The sequence below is a fragment of the Methanosarcina subterranea genome (assembly GCF_055385895.1).
The window spans coordinates 3,230,673-3,248,999 of sequence record NZ_AP042426.1 but is presented as its reverse complement, the minus strand read 5'-3'; the positions used below and the strand labels follow the sequence as shown (position 1 = coordinate 3,248,999).

The following is an 18,327-nucleotide window of genomic DNA, read 5'->3' as shown; positions in this document are numbered from 1 at the left end:
GAGTAAGAACTATGCACGTTAGTAATTCTTTTAAACTCCGCATTTGGTTAGTTATTCTTTCCGCCATTAACGGAGTTCTTTGGAACTATTTTTTATTTTCAAATTCAATTCTTCACTTCAGAAAATCACGAGGTTTAATAAAGTTATACCATACTGGAAAAAATCCAAAGCTTTCGGATACATTTTCATGGTTTATATTCTTTATTTTTGCCAAAAGTTACCCATAATTAAAAGGTTAAACAAAAAAAGAAATAGACTCTTCTTCAACAGGAAAAAATCTGGGTAAAATATAAAGAGTGCAAGAGGCACCCTTTATCTAGTGCATCGATTCCAAATTTCATTCACAAATCTTGAGGTTTGAATCTATGCTTCGATACACGAATTTCGTACTAAATAATGGACTTATTTGGGAATCTCAGTGCTAGTTTATCTACACAATACCCTTATTTCTTATCCATTACTTTCCTGTACATCCTCGCCTGGAACCCGTGATACTTCGCAAACCCTTCTGCATCCTTCTGGTCAATGGTCTGGCTGTCAAACGAGACCAGGTCTTCGGAATACAGGGCATTTGGCGAGCTGCGGGCAAGGATAATAAGTGCGCCTTTGTAGAGCTTCACTTTCACTGTGCCTGTGACCCTTTCCTGGGACTTGTCGATAAAGGCGTTAAGGTCGGCAAAGAGGGGGTCGTCCACAAGGCCGCCGTATGCCATTTCGGACCACTGCTCTTCAACAATCTTCTTGAACTTCAGTTCCCCGCGGGTCAGGACGAGTTTTTCGAGGTCTGCATGGGCTGCGAGGAGGACGGTTGCAGCCGGGTGCTCGTAGTTCTCGCGGGCTTTTAAGCCAAGCACACGGTCTTCGATCATGTCTGTCCTGCCGACGCCGTGGGTGCCTGCGATTCCGTTCAGCTTCTTGATAAGGGCGTAGCCGCCGAGCTTTTCGCCGTCAAGGGAAACCGGGACTCCTGCTTCAAAGGCAATGTCAAGGATCGTGGGCTGGTCAGGGACATTTTCCGGGGATTTTGTCCACTCGTAGATCTCTTCCGGCGGGACAAAAGAGGGGTCTTCAAGCCTGCCGCCTTCTATGCTGCGGCTCCAGATGTTTTCGTCAACGCTCCAGGGCTTGGATTTCGTGGCTTCGACCGGGATGCCGTGTTCTTTTGCGTAATTGATTTCCCATTCGCGGGTCAGGTTCATCTCACGCATAGGGGCGATAACGTCCATATCGGTCTGGCGGAAAACGGCTTCGAAGCGGAGCTGGTCATTGCCTTTCCCGGTACAGCCGTGGGCAAGGGCAACTGCGCCTTCTTTTATGGCTGCTTCGACCACTTTTTTGGCGATCAGCGGGCGGGCTACCGATGTGCCCATAACGTAGCCTTCGTAGTTTCCGTTGGCTTTGATCAGGGGGAAGATATAGTCTTTTACGAACTCTTCTTTTGCATCGATCGTATAGTGCTTGTTGCTGATCTTATGGGCTTTTGCATCAGCTTTCCTGATCTCTTCTTCGGGCTGGCCGACGTCTACCGAGATCGTAATTACTTCATCGTACCCGTACTTTTCCTTGAGGATGGGGATACACACAGAGGTGTCAAGCCCACCGGAATATGCAAGTGCAACTTTCTTTACCATGCTTTTACTACCCCTTATTTAGCGGATTGTGATAAGAACGATAATAATTGGCGTGTTAATGGGTTTAACAGTCAATATTAATGTGTTAATGGATTAGCCTGTTAAAGGTTAATCTGTTAGCAGACTACGTGTAAACAATTAACATGCTGCTGAATAATAAGTTTAATAAATCTAATAAGTTTAATAATTTTGGTAACAATATGCTGAATCCTGATAAGTTTGACAGCTAACGGGCTGGCAAATTTAAAAACTGATTATCTTTTGCCGGAGGATGGAAAACCACCCTACCGGCAGTGATTTATACTTAAATTTTCCGCTGGCACAACGGTTTATTTAAGCAGTATTTTTAGCAATTGCTTTGCTGACAGGCTTTTTCTTTACTTTACCTTACTGCTCCATCTCTTTATGATACTCATTGATGGATTTAATCGTAAGGTCCTGCCCTTTCTTCATGGTCTCGATGGCATCAGCCGCTGCAACTGCTGCCTGGATTGTTGTGATGTACGGGACTTTGAAGTCAACGGCTGCACGCCTGATCCTGTAGCCGTCCTTGCGGGACTGCTTGCTTGTGGGGGTGTTAATAATCAGGTCGACTTCGTCCCTGCGCATCATATCGATAACGTTCGGGCTTCCGTCGTGCACTTTCTTTACGGTATCCATGAAGATTCCGTGCTGTGCAAGGTAGTTCACAGTACCGCGTGTGCCCATGAGTTCAAGGCCTGCTGCCTGCAGTTTTCGGGCGGCTTCCACAAGTTCGGGTTTGTCTGCTTCCCTGATAGAGAGGAAGACCTTTCCTGTAAGAGGAAGAAGGTTGTCAGCTGCAAGTTCTGCCTTATAGTATGCCCTTCCGAAGTCGTAGTCAATACCCATGACTTCTCCCGTGCTCTTCATTTCGGGTCCGAGGACAGGGTCTGCTCCTGGCAGTTTGTCAAAGGGCAGGAGGACTTCTTTAATGGAGACATGTTTCGGCTTTGGCTCGTCAGTGTAACCCAGGTCCTTCAGGCTGTGTCCTGCAATTACCTTGGCTGCAATCTTTGCAAGCGGGAGGCCGACAGCTTTTGAGACGAAAGGAATTGTCCTGCTTGAACGCGGGTTTGCTTCGAGCACAAAGACCTTTCCGCCTTTTTCTGCCATCTGAATATTTATCAACCCTTTGACCCTAAGGCCGAGAGCAATCTTGCGGGTGTAGTCCCTTACCTGGTCGAGAACTTCCGGAGAGAGAGACTGGGGAGGGATTACACAGGCTGAATCTCCTGAGTGGACACCTGCTTCTTCGATGTGCTCCATAATTGCGCCGATAAGCACATCTTTCCGGTCGCAGACGGCATCCACATCGATTTCGCAGGCTGCTTCCAGGAAGTCATCTATAAGGATGGGGTGTTCCGGAGAGACCCTGACTGCTTCTTTCATGTAGCGTTCGAGGTCGATTTCGTCATAGACAATTTCCATTGCCCTGCCGCCGAGCACATAGGAGGGGCGCACAAGTACCGGGAAACCGATCCTCTGTGCAGCCTCGATTGCTTCCTGCTGCGAAGTTGCATATCCTCCTTCAGGCTGCGGGATGCCAAGCTTCTGCATAAGGAGGTAGAACTTTTCCCTGTCTTCGGCAAGGTCCATGTCTTCAGGGTCCGTGCCCATGATCACGGTATCGAGGTCTGTCCTGCGCTTTAACTCCTTTTTAAGGGGGAGTGCAAGGTTAACCGAGGTCTGTCCCCCGAACTGCACAAGGACACCGTCTGGCCTCTCACGTTCGATTACGTTCATTACGTATTCCATTGTGAGGGGTTCAAAAAAGAGCTTGTCTGAGGTGTCAAAGTCGGTTGACACGGTTTCAGGGTTATTGTTAATGATGTGGGTCTCTATACCCTCTTCCCTGAGAGCGGTTACTGCATGGACGGTACAGTAGTCGAACTCTATTCCCTGCCCTATCCTGATCGGGCCTGCGCCCAGGATAAGGATCTTCTTCCTGTCTGTGGGATTTGTCTCACAGGTATCTTCGTAAGTGGAATAGTAATAGGGAGTTGCTGCCTGGAATTCGGCTGCACAGGTATCCACCATCTTGAAGGTGGCAAGAATTCCTGCTGCGTGCCTGAGGTCGCTTATTTCCTCCCTTTTCTTGCCAGTCAACTCGGCAAGGCGGCTGTCAGGGAAGCCCATCTTCTTTACTTCGCGCAGGAAATCAGGAGTCAGTTCTTCTGTCCTGATGCGCTTTTCCATGTCAACTATCCTTTTGATCTTTGTGATGAAGAAGGGGTTGATGTTTGAAAGTTCGGCAATTTCCTTTACCGACATTCCCCTCTCAAGGGCATGGAAGATAACAAAAAGGCGTTCACTTGTAGGGGTCTTGAGAAGAGTTTTGATTTCGGGTTCTTCCCAGCGTTTTATCCCGAGCTGGGAGTCGATATCAAGAGATTTGAAAGCCTTCAGGAGGGACTCTTCAATTGTCCTGCCTATTGCCATTATTTCTCCCGTACTCTTCATGGCTGTAGTCAGGGTCTTGTCTGCGGTGGTAAACTTGTCAAAAGGCCACCTCGGGATCTTTGTAATCACATAGTCCAGAGCAGGTTCAAAAGAGGCGGGAGTGCTCATGGTAACGTTATTTATTATCTCGTCGAGCGTCATGCCGATTGCAATCTTTGCGGTTACACGTGCAATCGGGTAGCCGGTTGCTTTGGACGCAAGGGCTGATGACCTGGATACCCTCGGGTTTACCTCGACAATGCGGTAGTCGCCTTCCTTTAAGGCGTACTGGATATTGCACCCTCCTTCGATCTTGAGGGCACGAATGATCTTAATAGAGGCACTCCTGAGCATCTGGTGCTCTTCGTCGGTCAGGGTCTGGGACGGGGCAACGACTGCAGATTCTCCGGTATGAACACCCATGGGGTCGATGTTTTCCATGTTACAGATAACGATACAGGTATCGTTTGCGTCCCTCATGACCTCATACTCGACTTCAGCCCACCCGAGCACGCTTTCTTCGATTAGCACCTGGTTGATGCGGCTGCGCCTGAGCCCGCGTTCCGTAATCTCAAGGAGCTCTTCTTTTGTGCGGGCAATTCCGCCGCCAGCGCCGCCAAGGGTATAAGCCGGACGGATAATAAGGGGCAGGCCGAGTTCCTCAACAACCTCTTCGGCTTCCTTTAAGGAATGGACTGCCTTACTCAAGGGGACCTTTTCCCCTATCCTGAGCATGGTCTCTTTGAAAAGTTCCCTGTCTTCCGTGTTTTTAATAGCTTCAACAGGGGTTCCCAGTATCTGAACGCCATATTTTTCAAAAACGCCCATTTCTGCAAGTTCACTGGTAATATTAAGGCCGGTCTGCCCTCCAATGCCTGCAATTATCCCATCAGGGCGTTCTTTTTCAATGATTTTTTCTATAATTCTGGCATCAAGGGGCTCGATATAGACCGAATCAGCCATTTCGGGATCGGTCATAATGGTTGCAGGGTTTGAATTTACAAGCACAACCTGCACGCCTTCTTCTTTTAAAGACCTGCAGGCCTGGCTTCCTGAGAAGTCAAACTCTGCAGCCTGTCCGATTGTGATTGGCCCTGAACCTATAAGCAAAACTTTCTTTATGTCTTCGCGTTTTGGCATCAGAGATCCCCTCCGAGGATCTTTACTACCTTGCCGAAGAATGTCTCCTCGGTATCCATGGGCCCTGCCTGTGCTTCAGGGTGGAACTGCACACTGAAGATATCCAGGTCTTTATGGGAGACTCCTTCAACGGTTTTGTCGTTTGCGTTCAGGTACTTCACATATAGCCCTGTCCCTTCAAGGGAATCCGCATCCACGGCGTACCCGTGGTTCTGGGAACTTATGAAAATCCTGTTTTCAACAAGATCCTTTACCGGCTGGTTTCCTCCCCTGTGCCCGAACTTAAGCTTGTAAGTTCTGGCTCCCATTGCAAGGGAGATAATCTGGTGCCCGAAACAGATCCCTGCGACCGGAATCGTGCCTGCAAAAGCCTTTACGGCATTAATTGCATCCGTTGCTTTTTCAGGATCTCCTGGCCCGTTTGAAACAAAAAGGAGGTCAGGCTCGTAGCCTGCAATTTCCTTTGGTTTTGTGGTTGCAGGGACCAATGTAAGGTCAATTCCCCTTTTATGCAGGTTGTTTATGATATTGCGTTTTATGCCAAGGTCAACTACAACCGCATGTTTGGGTTTACCGCTGCCCTTCCAGGCGCCTTCTGCTCCCGGAATGAAGCGGGGTTCTTTACATGTAACAAGTGCGATAAGCTCTTCATCCGTTATCTGTGGAAAATTCCTTGCCACATCTACGGCCTCTTCCCCATCGTCACTGCCAGTGATCAGGGCTGCACGCATGGTCCCGTGCTCTCTTGCCCCTATGGTGAGCATACGGGTGTCCACACCTTCGATTCCTGGTTTTCCTTCATCCTCTAAAAATTTGTGGATAGAACGGGCGGATTTGTAGTGATAGGGTTTTTTGCAGGCTTCCCTGACAACAAGCCCTTCAGCATGGATATTGTCAGACTGAAACCGCTCTCCGCTGACACCGTAATTCCCTATCAAAGGGTAAGTGAACATTAAAATCTGGCCCTTATAGGAAGGGTCAGTCAGAGCCTCCTCATATCCCGTGAATTGAGTAGTAAAAACGAGTTCGCCGCAAGCTGTGCCTTCGGCACCAAAACCGGTGCCCTTAATAACTGTTCCGTCTTCTAATCCTAGTACTGCTTTCATCATCTGAACCTGCGAGTAAATGTCATAAGACATGTATAAGTGTTGCGATGACTTTTCCGATTCCCTGATTTTTAGTCATTTTATCAGTAGTTTAATATATAAATCTTTCAATTAAATCGTTTATTTTGAGCATCTGTCCTTCAAACTACAAAAAAACTTTCCTCCCGGAAAACTCGGTATTCAGTAATAACATAATCTCAATACAATCTCGATATAATCTCAATACTATCTCAATACAATCTCAATATTATCTCAATACAATCTCAACATAATCTCAATACAATCTCAAGGCATTAACGAAATGCCAAATAGTATCCGAGAATTTATATTGTTTTATCATAGAAAAAAATACTTTTTTATAAAACAAAGTTACAATCTGAAAACCCGATATGTTAAAGTAAAAGCAAATTTCATACTTTTAGATCCTGAATTCATATCTGATTTATGCCAGTTTTATTCCCCTAAATATTTGTAGTATATAAGTATTCCGCAAAAATAGTATATATGATTGGGTTACAAGTAACAATCAGGAAAATAAGCTGTTAAAGCTGTAAAAATAGAAAGTTTTCTTAAATCTATATTTTCAGTGATCTGAAGTTAATAGTCAGAGAACAAATTCATTCTAATAAAATTTAGTTTTTTATTGACTGAGTTTTTGTGGAAATTTCCACCTTTTGTAATGATTGCTGATAATTTTTAAAAGTAACTTCGGGCAAACCGGGGTATTTATATGGAAAAGAATGTAAAACTTGAAGTACGAAACATTATCAAAATTTTTGGAAAAAACCCCCGGAAAGTAATTTCCCTTCTAAATGAAGGTTTATCCAAAAGTGATATTTTTGAAAAGACAAAACAGACCGTGGGGCTTAACAACGTCAACTTTGAAGTCTTCGATGGAGAGATTTTCGTAATAATGGGGCTTTCTGGTTCCGGAAAATCTACCCTGCTGCGCTGCTTGAACCGCCTTATCGAACCAACGGAAGGAGAAATCCTGATAGACGGGCAGAATATTACTGACATGAGCCCTGAGGAACTGAGAAGTACCCGCAGGAGCAAGCTTGGAATGGTTTTTCAGAATTTTGCCCTGCTGCCTCACAGGTCTGTCCTGGATAACGTGGCTTACGGGCTTGAAATCCAGGGGATTCCTAGAGAAGAACGCAATTCAAAGGCTCTTGAAGCCATAGAAACCGTAGGGCTCAAAGGTTATGAACACAGCCGGACTACAGAGCTCAGCGGAGGCATGAAGCAAAGGGTAGGGCTTGCAAGGGCGCTTGCAAATGACCCTGATATCCTGCTGATGGACGAGGCTTTCAGTGCCCTTGATCCCCTTATCAGGAGCGATATGCAGGACGAGCTGCTTGCCCTGGAGGACAGGATGCAAAAAACAATTATCTTTGTCTCCCACGACCTGGACGAAGCCCTGAAAATCGGGGACCGCATCGCGCTCATGAAAGACGGAGAAGTTGTCCAGATAGGGACCCCTGAAGAGATCCTTACCGAACCTGCAGATTCCTATGTTTCGAAGTTCGTTGCAGGAGTCGACAGGTCCAAAATCCTTACTGCTGAATCGGTTATGAAGCGGCCTGAACCGCTCGTATCCATCAATTCCGGTCCCAGGGTTGCCATCCAGTTGATGAAAGACCATGGGATTTCCTCGATTTATGTGGTTGAGGGAAAGAACAGGCGCCTTAAAGGCATACTTATGATAGGGGATGCCCTTTCAGCCCTTAAAGCAGGAAAGAGCCTTGAAGCAGTGATGATTCCTGAGATTCCTCGAGTGGCTCCGGATATGCCTCTTAACGAAGTAATCCCTCTGATTGCGGAAAGCCAGTACCCGCTTGCAGTGGTCAATGATTCAGGAAAACTGCTCGGGATTATAGTCCGGGGCAGTGTTCTTGGAGCACTTGCAATTTCCGGAGAAAACGGGCAAGAAGAGACTTCAGAAGAAGGAGATCCAGAAAGGGGAGATCCAGAAGGAAGAGATCCAGAAAGGAGAGATCTACAAGGGAGAGATTCAGGAGAAAAGATCCCTGAAGAGAAGATTCCAGAAAAAACGATATTCAGTGGCAAAAACGAAGGGGAAGCTGGACCTCCCCCCGAAAGCTCAGGCGGCTCTAGCGGTATAATCAACAAAGGAATTGACAACGGACCTGCGCCTATCGAAGCAGAAGCAAAGAAGGGGGTGCCGGCCGAAGCGCCTGCCAAAGCACCTGCCAAAGCACCTGCCAAAGCGCCTGTCAGATCTGATACCAGGTCGAGCCTGGAGATGAAAACATGCTGATTCCCAGACTCCCAATCGGGGACACGGTTGAATTTGCTGTGGACTGGGTTGAAGGCAATTTCGGCCAGCTTCTTGACCTCGCAAGCGAACAACTTGATTTCCTGATATCAGGTTTAAAAGATGCACTTCTTTTCCTGCCTCCGGAACTTTTTATCCTGGTAATTTCCCTGCTTGCTTATTTTGCAGGGAGGCAAAATATCAAGCTTGCAGCCGGAACTGCATTCGGTTTTTTCCTGATCGAAAACATGGGGCTCTGGGAGCTCTCGATAGAGACACTTGCTCTTGTGCTTTCATCTACTCTGCTAGCGCTCATTATAGGGATTCCCCTGGGGATCCTTTCTGCGAAAAATACGACGCTTCTCCATATTGTAAAGCCTGCACTTGATTTAATGCAGACTATGCCGTCTTTTGTATACCTGATCCCTGCCCTTATCTTCTTCGGGCTTGGAAACGTGCCCGGTATGATCGCAACTGTCGTTTTTGCAATGCCGCCTGCAATAAGGCTAACAAACCTGGGGATCAGGCAGGTCCCGAAAGAGCTTATCGAGGTTGCTGATGCCTTCGGGTCTACGGGCTGGCAGAAACTTGCAAAGGTGGAACTGCCTGTAGCTCTCCCTACCATAATGGCCGGGATTAACCAGTGCATAATGCTCTCCCTCTCCATGGTCGTCATTGCAGCCATGATTGGAGCACGGGGGCTCGGATACCAGGTGCTTTTCGGGATACAGAGAGTGGACATCGGCATGGGCTTCGAAGCCGGACTCGCAATTGTTATAATTGCGGTTGTCCTGGACCGGATCACCCAGAACCTCAGCCCCAGGTAAAAATACTCCATTCCTGACAAAAAACTCCATTCCTAATAACCCATTCCTAACGCTCCATTCCTATTTCGTCCTTAAAAGGGCGCTCAGGATAAGGCTCTTCACTTTAACAGGGGCGCCTTCAACACCCCAGAAAGAAGGTGCATCACTCATTTAAAACTCTGAATTACTCAAAAACCAAAAAGAAACTCAAAAAAAGGTTGTAGATATTTTGACCAATGCAAAATTTAATGTTAACGTAAAAAAGCTCGGATCGATTATGGTAATCGTTCTGGCGATAGGGCTTACCCTCTTTGTGGCAGGCTGTGCAGAACAGGGAGATGAAACTGTAGAAGGAGAAGAGACCGCTCCCCCCGGAACAGAGGCAGCTGAGTTTAGCGAACCTGTGAAAATAGGATATGTCTTATGGGACGGTGAAATTGCAAGCACCAACGTGATGCAGCAGGTGCTCGAACAGGCAGGGTATGAAGATGTGGAAATCATTGCAGTTGATGCAGGCCCGCTTTACCAGGGACTCGCTGACGGACAGTTTGATTTCACAACATCTGCCTGGCTCCCCTATACTCACCAGAATTATTGGGAAACTTATGGAGACCGCATGGACTCTGTCCAGACAAACCTTGAAGACTGCAAGATAGGGCTTGTTGTACCTTCGTATGTAACTATAGACTCCATTGAAGAGCTCAACTCCGAAAAAGAAAAATTTGACGGCAGGATAATCGGCATTGACCCCGGAGCAGGCATCATGCAGGCTTCAGAAACTGCAATTGACGAGTATGATCTGGACATGGAGCTTGTTTCAGGCAGCAGCGCTGCAATGACCACTTCCCTGAAAAAAGCCATCGGCTCCGAAGAATGGGTAGCTGTGACCCTCTGGTCTCCCCACTGGGCTTTTGACCGCTGGGACCTCAAGTATCTGGATGATCCGAAAGGCGCTTACGGGTCTGCCGACCACGTTGAAACCCTTGCAAGGCTTGGGCTCGAAGAAGAAAAGCCAGAGCTCTACGGCATCCTTACCCGCTTCCAGTGGACTCATGACGATATCCAGGCTGTCATGATGGAAATTGAAAACGGAATGGCCTCTGAAGAAGCCGCAGCTAAGTGGATTGAAAACAACCCGGAAAAAGTTAACGAATGGATAGGAGAAGAGGTCGAAGAGTAAAAAAGTAAATTTCTCTTCCTTCCATTTCTTTTTTACCTGATTTTTTATTTCGCCGTTTTTTTGCAATGCCGGTTAGTGCTGTCGATATCCACCTCAACCACCGCTACTGTGGCTGCTTCCTCCACTGGAATCGCTATAATCGCCAGAACTACTTTCCAGCACAGTTATCGTAGTAAACCTTGAATCTGTATCATCTGGATTGTTTACTATCAGGCAAGCTGTATAGTTTCCCGGTGATAAATAAGTATGAGCCGGATTCTGTTCGTTTGAAGTAGCTCCATCTCCAAAGTCCCAGTTCCACTCTGTTGCGTTTTCTGAACTGTCGGTAAACTGGACTGAGAGAGGTGCAAAACCTTCACTGACATTGCTGCTGAAATTAGCTACTGGAAATACTGATTCCGGACCCGGGATGATTGCAAGTCCCCCAGGAGAAATCTCGATATTCACTGTTGCTGAAACAGTATCGTTAGAGGTGTCAATTACAGAAAGAATATTGTTACCAGAAGTGTTGCTGTTTGCCACATACACCTTTTTTCCATCTGGGGTTACTGCAAGTCCTGTAGGACTGCCTCCTACAATATCCATTGTAGCTATAATAGTATTATTTGAGGTATCAATTGCGGAGACAAAACCATCGTCTGTGCCAGCCGCGTATCCCTTCTTTGTTCCTGCCACATATACCTTTGTTCCTGTCGGATTGACTACAATTTCATAAGGGGAATTATCTACATCCACCGTAGCTGTAACAATATTTGTAGCTGTATCAATTACAGAGATATAACGACCCTCGTTTGCTACATATACCTTTTTTCCATCCGGGGTTATTGCAACTCCAGAAGGATAACTTCCTACATGTACGGTAGCTGTAACCATGTTAGTCGCTGTATCAATTACAGAGACAGTATCTTCACGGGCAGTAATGTTGCCATGGTTTGCTACATATACCTTTTTTCCATCAGGACTGATTACAATCTCTTCTGGCCAGTTTCCAACAGGTACAGTAGCTGTAACGGTATTTGTGTTAGTATCAATTACAGAAACATTATTGCTGCCAGAGTTCGCCACATATACCTTTTTTCCATCAGGACTGATTGCAACTCCATCGGGATCATATCCCACTTTCACAGTGTCTGTAACTGTGTTTGTTGAAGTATCAATTACGGAGACATTAACACCCCAACGGTCAGCCACATATGCTGTTTTTCCATTAGGTGCGACTGCAATTCCTTTAGGAGCTCCTCCTACTTTCACTTTGGTTATGACTGTTCCTGTGGCTGTGTCAATTCCATAAACAGTGCCTCTTGAACCTGTGATGTATACGAATGGCCACGTAGATGAAATCCTTTTTTCAACGCTTATGTTAGCAAGTTTGGAATTAGTATTGAGTCCGTTGCTGGCTGTCAAATTGACTGTATAGTTTCCTTGAGTTCTATACACATATACAGGGTTTTGTTCTGTGGAATCTGATATACCATCATTATCAAAGTCCCAGTTCCACACAATTGCGTTTTTCGAAAGATCTGTAAACTTAACAACGAGAGGTGCAGGACCGTTAGTGACGCCGGCTGTAAAGTTTGCAGTTGGGATAATTGAATTTTGAGGGCTGGACTGAGATACAAGAGGTAAATAGTCAAATTCATTCTCATAGATTTTATAAGGCAGGTCTGCAATCCCATTCTTATCCAGATCCACGCAGATCTGGGAGAATCCGGTCCCATCTGGCTTTGCCCAGAAGTTGCCTCCAATGTAAGGGCCACCGGCAATGTTACTGCCTGAAGCAAGTGAACTGTTCCAGATATTTCCCCCTTCGCCGGGTCCAAACTTTACGTTTAGACTATTGTTAAAATAATTATTGTAGATTCTTCTACGGTCATCATTTCCCTTATTAAAAATCCCGCATTCTGTACAGGATGTTATGGTATTGTTGATTATGTCGACAGTACAAGCGTCACTTAAAATAATCCCTACATCACAGTTTAATATTGTATTATTTTCAATTCCTGAACTTGACATCGAAAGCCAAATCCCACAATCGCAGTCAGTAATCCTGTTATTACGAATATCTGCTCCCTGATCCCATTCGGAGATGCCAGTGGAACAATTTGAGATCGTATTACCTGATACTGTATTATTTCCTCCACAGCAGGAAATATATACACCCTCTTCGCCGTTAGAAATTTTATTTTCGGCTATTAAATTGCCTGATATCTCGGATCCCAGAATAATAGAACCGTTTTCAATGGTATTACCTGTCACATTATTCATATCGCCATGAAAGATGGTTTTTAAATTTCTTGGCATGTAGGATCCCAGAAAAATAGAACCGTTTTCAATGTTATTACCTGTTACATTATTCATCTTACCATAAGCAAAGATTGCATTTTTATGATGCATCTTACCGGCTCCTGTTATATTTAAACCACTGATCGTTGTGCTATTAGCTGTTATCAGAAAGGTACTTACACTTTCATTTAGCGGTTTTACCTGCGCATCACCATTGTTTGATTCTGACCTGATAGTTAGACCTTTTACGTCAACACGAACGTTTTCAGTATAAATTCCGGGCATCACGACTATTATGTCCCCTGTTACAGAATTATTCACAGCTTCCTGAATTGATCTGAAATCAGCTCCAGAACCATCATCTACTGTAATTTCCCTTGCTGATGAGGTAGCTGAAACAGATATTATAAAAATAAAAACTAAAATTATTGAAAAAATTGTTCTATTTCTCATTTCTTTCCCCCCTTTAATTATAATATAATCCCTTATGAATATTAATATAAACCCCATTAACGACATTTAACATATTTTACTTTCAATAGTTATTTTTGATTAATTATTTTCGGGAATAAAGGTTGAATTGAAACGAGCCACGTAGAAATATGAAGGTTTTTCAAAGGAAAGCATAACAGTGGGGTTATGATGGTTCTGGCTAAAATGAGAGGTGTTGAAATCGAAGCAATAGAAAAGAAGAATGAAATCAGCATAATATGTATCAGGTTGATACGTATAATTCTGGACTTCTGTTTGCATCGTGAAGGAGGGTACGGTGGGTTCAGCAGGTGTCTCTACAGGCTGCTCAGGTGTTGTATTGTTTACAGGAGTTTTCACAGGTTACTCTGGTTCAGTATCAGGTACAGGGGTTATAACCTGATTACCGGATGTATCTGTAAATAGGTATAACCACATAATATGACGCAGTAGTACAGTAATAGTAGTACAGCTAATCGCTTCAGCAAAGCAAAAGAAAATAATCCGGGGTCACTTTTATGGAAAAACCGAACTTCAGGACAGAGATACTCAGAACCCTCGAAGGCAAAACTCCTGCTCAGATACCGGTCGGTACCTTCACAGCCGCGCCAGTACTCGAACTCATGGACCTGTGCGGAGCAGCCAGACCTGAGGCTGACAACCAGTCCGAAAAGATGGCAATACTTGCTTTTTCGCAGTATGTAAATGCCTCTTTTGAAACCCTCAGATATCCCTTCGATGTGGTGGTGCTTGCAGAAGCCATGGGCTGTATTGTCGATCCGGGCACTAAAGCGAAGCTCCCTACTGTGCTTAAGGGCCCCATGGAAATCTCTCCTGCAGTTCCGGAACTGCCTGAAGATCTTCTGGAAAGGGGTAGGATCCCTGCTGTCCTGAGAGCTACTGAAATCCTCAGGGAGAAAGCTGGCTCGACCCTCCCCCTTATTGTGGGGATGGAAGGTCCTGCTGACCTTGCAACTTACCTCTGCGGAACCACCCGTTTTCTTAAATGGACAATCAAAAGGCCCCATATAGTAACCAGGCTTATCGACCTGTGTACTGACGCTTGCATAGTGTACGCCCGGGAGTGCCTGAAAAGAGGAGCCGATGTTGTGGTTATAACAGATGCCATCTCCTCACCTGATATGATTTCTCCGGACGCCTTCAGGACTCTTATAAAACCTCGGATGGGAAGAATCCCGAAAGCCCTCGGAAGCGGAAAAACGGTGCTCCATATCTGCGGGGCTGCAGACAGTATTATATATGACATGATCGAGTGTGGGTTTGACGGGCTCAGCCTGGAAGAAGGCATAAAAGATCTTAAAACCGCCACCGAGACTGCTCATGAATCAGGTGTTGCGGTAATTGGCAGCGTTTCAACCTCCAGGACCCTTTTGAGGGGCAGCCCTGAAGACGTTAAAAAGGAAGCTTTCAGGTGCCTCCGGAACGGAGTGGATATCCTTGCTCCGGGCTGCGGGCTTGCACCTGAAACCCCTCTTCGAAATCTGAAAGCCATGGTCGAAGCAAGAAACGAGTTTTGCGGGATAAAACGATGAGTTCAGCCCCTTCAACGCCCTTTTAAGTCATTAAAAACTCGAGTTAATATAGTGAATCTTATTACTATTACTAATATTTTTGTTACTATAGAGGAAGTGTCTCCGGGCAAATTTAAAACATTATATATCACAAAATACCAGTTATTTATCAGAATAATTTTTCAGATATAAATTTGATTTAAACTAAACCGATTCAGAATGCGAATTATGGCAGTTCTCATTCTGAAAACGCGAATTTTGATTTTTCTTACAGCTGTAGATATGAGGCAATAAAAATGGCAAAAATGACAAACGCACTCAGAGACCTCGATAGACTGGCCGAGGAAAGCCACAAAAAAGCCAGGATTTTCTTCCAGATGGGCAGATATGAAGAAGCTCTTGCTGCATATGGAGAAGCGGATGGAGCCTGGAAAAAAATCGCAGAAATGCTTTTTGAAAAAGGAAAGGAGGACAGCGGACAGGAATTCCTTGAAAAGGCTCAGGAAGCCCGATCTTGTGCCGGGATGTCTCTTTTCAAGCTCGGAAAATATAAAGAAGCCCTCGAGATTGTTGATGCTTCTCTGGAAGCTAAGCCTGACAGCCCGATTGAATGGTCCAACAGAGGTTTTGTGCTCTCTGCCCTCGACAGGAATAAAGAAGCTCTTGAAGCCTTTGAAAAAGCACTCTCTCTTGACCCCGAATCCCCCAAAATCCTGACCAGCAATGGAATTGTTTACTTCAGGATGGGGCTTCCGGAAAAAGCCCTGGAGGTCTTCGACAGGGCCCTGGCAGCCGAACCTAAACAGGCTTCTGACTGGGCATGCAAACTTCCCAGGTTTAGCTTCTTTTCCCGAAACAAAGCCCCTACAATGAGGCCTGACAACGCTGAAACCTGGTACTGGAAAGCCAATGTCTTCCTGGAGCTGGGAGAAAAAGAAAAAGCCCTTGAAGCCTACAAAAACGCTCTTGAAAGCGACCCTGACCACCTGAACTCTCTCCTTTGCGGGGGCGACCTGCTCTGTGAATTTTCAGAACATAGAGAAGCTTTCAAGTGCTACGTAAGAGCCCTTAAACTCAGCCCCGGAAACGAAGCTGCAAAACAGGGAAAAGAGCTCTGCGAGGCAAAGATTAATGAGTAAAATATACGGACGCAAAAAGGTATAGTAAAAAATGTGGTAAAAATATAGTAAAAATATAGTAAAAATATAGTAAAAATATAGTAAAAAGTATAAGAAGGTGCAAAAAAGAGTGGACCGTGATTACCAGGTTGATATATTCCTGGGCATCCGAAATGAAATTTTCCAGTCTTTTATCCCTGCGCCGCACAGGCTATAATTGGCCTCAAGTAACAAAACAAAGCAACGCATGCATGAACCGTTACTCTCATCAGGTGAGACCAAATACTATCAACAACAGCACCCAGGCTAAGAAATATTTCCTTTGACCCCCGAAGCTCTCCAATCCAAAAGTAATAAAACGCCTCCGCCAGCCTGCCTGGTGGCCCTTCCCAAAAAATTGAGAAGAGCACAAAACAGTATCACTGAAAGGAATCGAAAAAAAGTTGAAAATGAGTATTCTGAGGTAGCTTTAATTCTGTTTATTTCATTCGTACAGGCCTTTTGCTGATTTCATTTTTGGCTTTTTAGGTAGCTTCTTTTTTTGCCTGTTATCTTCTATTCTGTAGCTGTTCTGTTCCCTCTTTTCTGGGAAAGGCAGCTCTCCTTCGTCGAAAGTGACAGGAACGGTTAGGTAAGGCTAATACGGTTGCAAGGTAAGAGATATTTTCATGCTTCATCGGTTAAGCTTTAGATAACTACTCTTGTACATGTGTTTATATTAATACCCTAAATATTAGTGCATCTATGCCTCCTCGTCCCCCACCTACTCCTGAAGACTCTTTGGGAAATGTTTCCCGAAGAATGGTTAAGGCAGACTGCTAAAGAAACTGATCTAATAGTACGTGAGCGTAAAATTGACCCTGTCATCATTTTTTGGGTTTTAACTCTTGGTTTTGGTGTACGCTTACAGCGTACACTTGCCAGTTTGAAAAGAGACTATGAAAAAGAATCAAATAAAACCCTTAGCGACAGCAGTTGGTACTATCGATTCACTCCAGAACTTGTTGAGTTCCTCCATCAGTGTGTAATTCACGGTATAGAAGAACTTGCAAAAGATCCTGGAAGAAAACTTAGCAAAAAACTCGAAGACTTCCAGGATGTTCTTATTCAGGACAGCACAATTATTCGTCTTCACTCCTCTTTATCAGACAAGTTTCCGGCAGCAAGAGCAAGAAATGTAGCTGCTGGAGTAAAAGTAGGAGTTATGGTAAGTGTAGTTGCTAACGGACCTAAAACCGTTGCTCTGTACTCTGAAAAAACAGCTGAAATAAAAACATTGAAAATAGGTCCCTGGATTAAAGACCGTATTCTTCTTGTTGATCTTGGTTTTTACAAAACTCAAATGTTTGCAAGAGTTGAGGAAAACGGAGGATATTTTGTTTCAAGAATAAGGAAGAATGTGAATCCTGTTCTTGTTTCTGTTGAAGAGGGACTTTCTAAGACAAAAAGCAAAGAATTTGCGGGAAAACCTGTTAGTGAATGTATTAGACAACTTTCGGGGAAAAATATTTATACAGTTGTAAAAATAGAATTCAAAAGAATAGCATATAACGGCAAACAAAAGCAAGATGATTTGCTTGTACGTCTTGTTGCAGCATATAATGATGAGGATGAAAAACATCATATACATATTATAAATATTCAGAAAAATGTTTTGAATGCAAAAGACATTGCGAAATTATATGGAGCAAGATGGGACATAGAACTGCTGTTTAAGGAGTTAAAAAGCAAATACGCTCTTGACGTTCTTGAAACAAAGAATGTACAGGTAATTGAGACTCTAATCTGGACAGTAATGTTGACATTAATCGTTAGCAGAAGAATTTATTCTCTTGTAAGAAACTCAACAGCTCATCCTGAAAAAATGGCTCAATATACGCAGTTACGTTGGAGCACAATATTTGCAGAGAATGCATCAGATTTATTGAAAGTAATTCTGAATAGATGTGGAATTCAAAGAACTTTTGAAACGATAATGAATGTATATGAAAGTCAAGCATTGGATCCGCATGTAAACAGAGAAAGGTTCAGAGAAGAATTGTTTTAATGAAAAGGCTCCAGGGTTTGAATTAATATTTGGACTCGTTTCTTTATTGTGTATATTCCTGAAATCTCGGGGGAGGTGATTTTTTCACTAACCTTTTTTGAGAATATATGGCGATATCTAGAGAAACTTAGATAAATTTAAATAATAATATAAAGTTTTGAATATGAAGGCTGTATGATTTTCAAAAACTCAAAGTATTTTTGACATTCAATAAACATAGGTTGTCCTCTATTGTCTGGTTAATATTATTCCCAAGCCTATCCCAAAACCCATTT

At 44.4% G+C, this 18,327-nt stretch carries 10 protein-coding genes and 2 pseudogenes; 8 read left to right on the top strand and 4 right to left on the bottom strand.

Annotated features, from left to right (window positions below):
* Positions 1 to 443: 443 nt before the first annotated feature.
* The 3 genes from ACZ5A8_RS14110 to carA all read right to left on the bottom strand — a co-directional run bounded on the left by ACZ5A8_RS14110 (position 444) and on the right by carA (position 6,337).
* Entirely contained in the window at positions 444 to 1,631 is a 1,188-nt protein-coding gene (locus tag ACZ5A8_RS14110) for an argininosuccinate synthase (RefSeq protein ID WP_464529804.1), read from the bottom strand.
* Between the two features lie 387 nt (positions 1,632 to 2,018).
* The gene (gene carB / locus ACZ5A8_RS14105; RefSeq protein WP_464529802.1) at positions 2,019 to 5,231 is read right to left on the bottom strand and encodes a carbamoyl-phosphate synthase large subunit; all 3,213 of its coding nucleotides are present in this window, start codon (positions 5,229 to 5,231) and stop codon (positions 2,019 to 2,021) included.
* Positions 5,231 to 6,337, bottom strand: a complete 1,107-nt coding sequence (carA, locus tag ACZ5A8_RS14100; protein ID WP_464534144.1) for a glutamine-hydrolyzing carbamoyl-phosphate synthase small subunit — start codon at positions 6,335 to 6,337, stop codon at positions 5,231 to 5,233. The genes carB and carA overlap by 1 nt, the downstream gene beginning before the upstream one ends.
* A 730-nt stretch (positions 6,338 to 7,067) precedes the next feature.
* Between carA and ACZ5A8_RS14095 the strand changes: the two genes are divergently transcribed.
* From ACZ5A8_RS14095 to ACZ5A8_RS14085, 3 genes are all read left to right on the top strand, one after another.
* On the top strand, positions 7,068 to 8,618 hold the full coding sequence (locus ACZ5A8_RS14095) for a quaternary amine ABC transporter ATP-binding protein (protein ID WP_464529801.1): 1,551 nt from the start codon (positions 7,068 to 7,070) through the stop codon (positions 8,616 to 8,618).
* Positions 8,612 to 9,442, top strand: coding sequence for an ABC transporter permease (locus ACZ5A8_RS14090; RefSeq protein WP_322224671.1), 831 nt, complete (start codon positions 8,612 to 8,614; stop codon positions 9,440 to 9,442). The genes ACZ5A8_RS14095 and ACZ5A8_RS14090 overlap by 7 nt, the downstream gene beginning before the upstream one ends.
* Before the next feature lie 208 nt (positions 9,443 to 9,650).
* A complete protein-coding gene (locus ACZ5A8_RS14085; RefSeq protein WP_464529799.1) occupies positions 9,651 to 10,601 on the top strand; it encodes a glycine betaine ABC transporter substrate-binding protein in 951 nt (316 codons plus the stop codon).
* Between the two features lie 93 nt (positions 10,602 to 10,694).
* Here the strand turns inward: ACZ5A8_RS14085 and ACZ5A8_RS14080 are convergent, their stop codons facing one another.
* Entirely contained in the window at positions 10,695 to 13,337 is a 2,643-nt protein-coding gene (locus ACZ5A8_RS14080; protein WP_464529798.1) for a NosD domain-containing protein, read from the bottom strand.
* Positions 13,338 to 13,541: 204 nt separating this feature from the next.
* Here ACZ5A8_RS14080 and ACZ5A8_RS14075 point away from each other — a divergent pair, with 204 nt between their 5' ends.
* The 5 genes and pseudogenes from ACZ5A8_RS14075 to ACZ5A8_RS14055 form a co-directional block, all read left to right on the top strand.
* Positions 13,542 to 13,781 carry a hypothetical protein gene (locus ACZ5A8_RS14075; protein WP_464529796.1) on the top strand — a complete coding sequence of 80 codons (240 nt, stop codon included), beginning with the start codon at positions 13,542 to 13,544 and terminating at the stop codon, positions 13,779 to 13,781.
* Positions 13,782 to 13,873: 92 nt separating this feature from the next.
* Complete coding sequence (mtaA, locus tag ACZ5A8_RS14070; RefSeq protein WP_464529794.1) at positions 13,874 to 14,908, top strand: methylcobamide:CoM methyltransferase MtaA; 1,035 nt, start codon at positions 13,874 to 13,876, stop codon at positions 14,906 to 14,908.
* 275 nt (positions 14,909 to 15,183) lie between these two features.
* Complete coding sequence (locus ACZ5A8_RS14065; RefSeq protein WP_464529793.1) at positions 15,184 to 16,026, top strand: tetratricopeptide repeat protein; 843 nt, start codon at positions 15,184 to 15,186, stop codon at positions 16,024 to 16,026.
* 723 nt (positions 16,027 to 16,749) lie between these two features.
* A pseudogene (locus ACZ5A8_RS14060) lies at positions 16,750 to 18,052 on the top strand (IS4 family transposase).
* Positions 18,053 to 18,062: 10 nt separating this feature from the next.
* Positions 18,063 to 18,131 (top strand): annotated as a pseudogene (locus ACZ5A8_RS14055) (PGF-CTERM sorting domain-containing protein); the annotation flags it as partial.
* Positions 18,132 to 18,327: the final 196 nt, after the last annotated feature.

Bases quoted from the DNA above. Each gene is read 5' to 3' on its own strand.
- ACZ5A8_RS14080 (WP_464529798.1), bottom strand. From the start codon at position 13,337: ATGAGAAATAGAACAATTTTTTCAATAATTTTAGTTTTTATTTTTATA.
- carA (WP_464534144.1), bottom strand. From the start codon at position 6,337: ATGAAAGCAGTACTAGGATTAGAAGACGGAACAGTTATTAAGGGCACC.
- ACZ5A8_RS14065 (WP_464529793.1), top strand. From the start codon at position 15,184: ATGGCAAAAATGACAAACGCACTCAGAGACCTCGATAGACTGGCCGAG.
- ACZ5A8_RS14090 (WP_322224671.1), top strand. From the start codon at position 8,612: ATGCTGATTCCCAGACTCCCAATCGGGGACACGGTTGAATTTGCTGTG.
- ACZ5A8_RS14110 (WP_464529804.1), bottom strand. From the start codon at position 1,631: ATGGTAAAGAAAGTTGCACTTGCATATTCCGGTGGGCTTGACACCTCT.
- mtaA (WP_464529794.1), top strand. From the start codon at position 13,874: ATGGAAAAACCGAACTTCAGGACAGAGATACTCAGAACCCTCGAAGGC.
- carB (WP_464529802.1), bottom strand. From the start codon at position 5,231: ATGCCAAAACGCGAAGACATAAAGAAAGTTTTGCTTATAGGTTCAGGG.
- ACZ5A8_RS14075 (WP_464529796.1), top strand. From the start codon at position 13,542: ATGAGAGGTGTTGAAATCGAAGCAATAGAAAAGAAGAATGAAATCAGC.
- ACZ5A8_RS14095 (WP_464529801.1), top strand. From the start codon at position 7,068: ATGGAAAAGAATGTAAAACTTGAAGTACGAAACATTATCAAAATTTTT.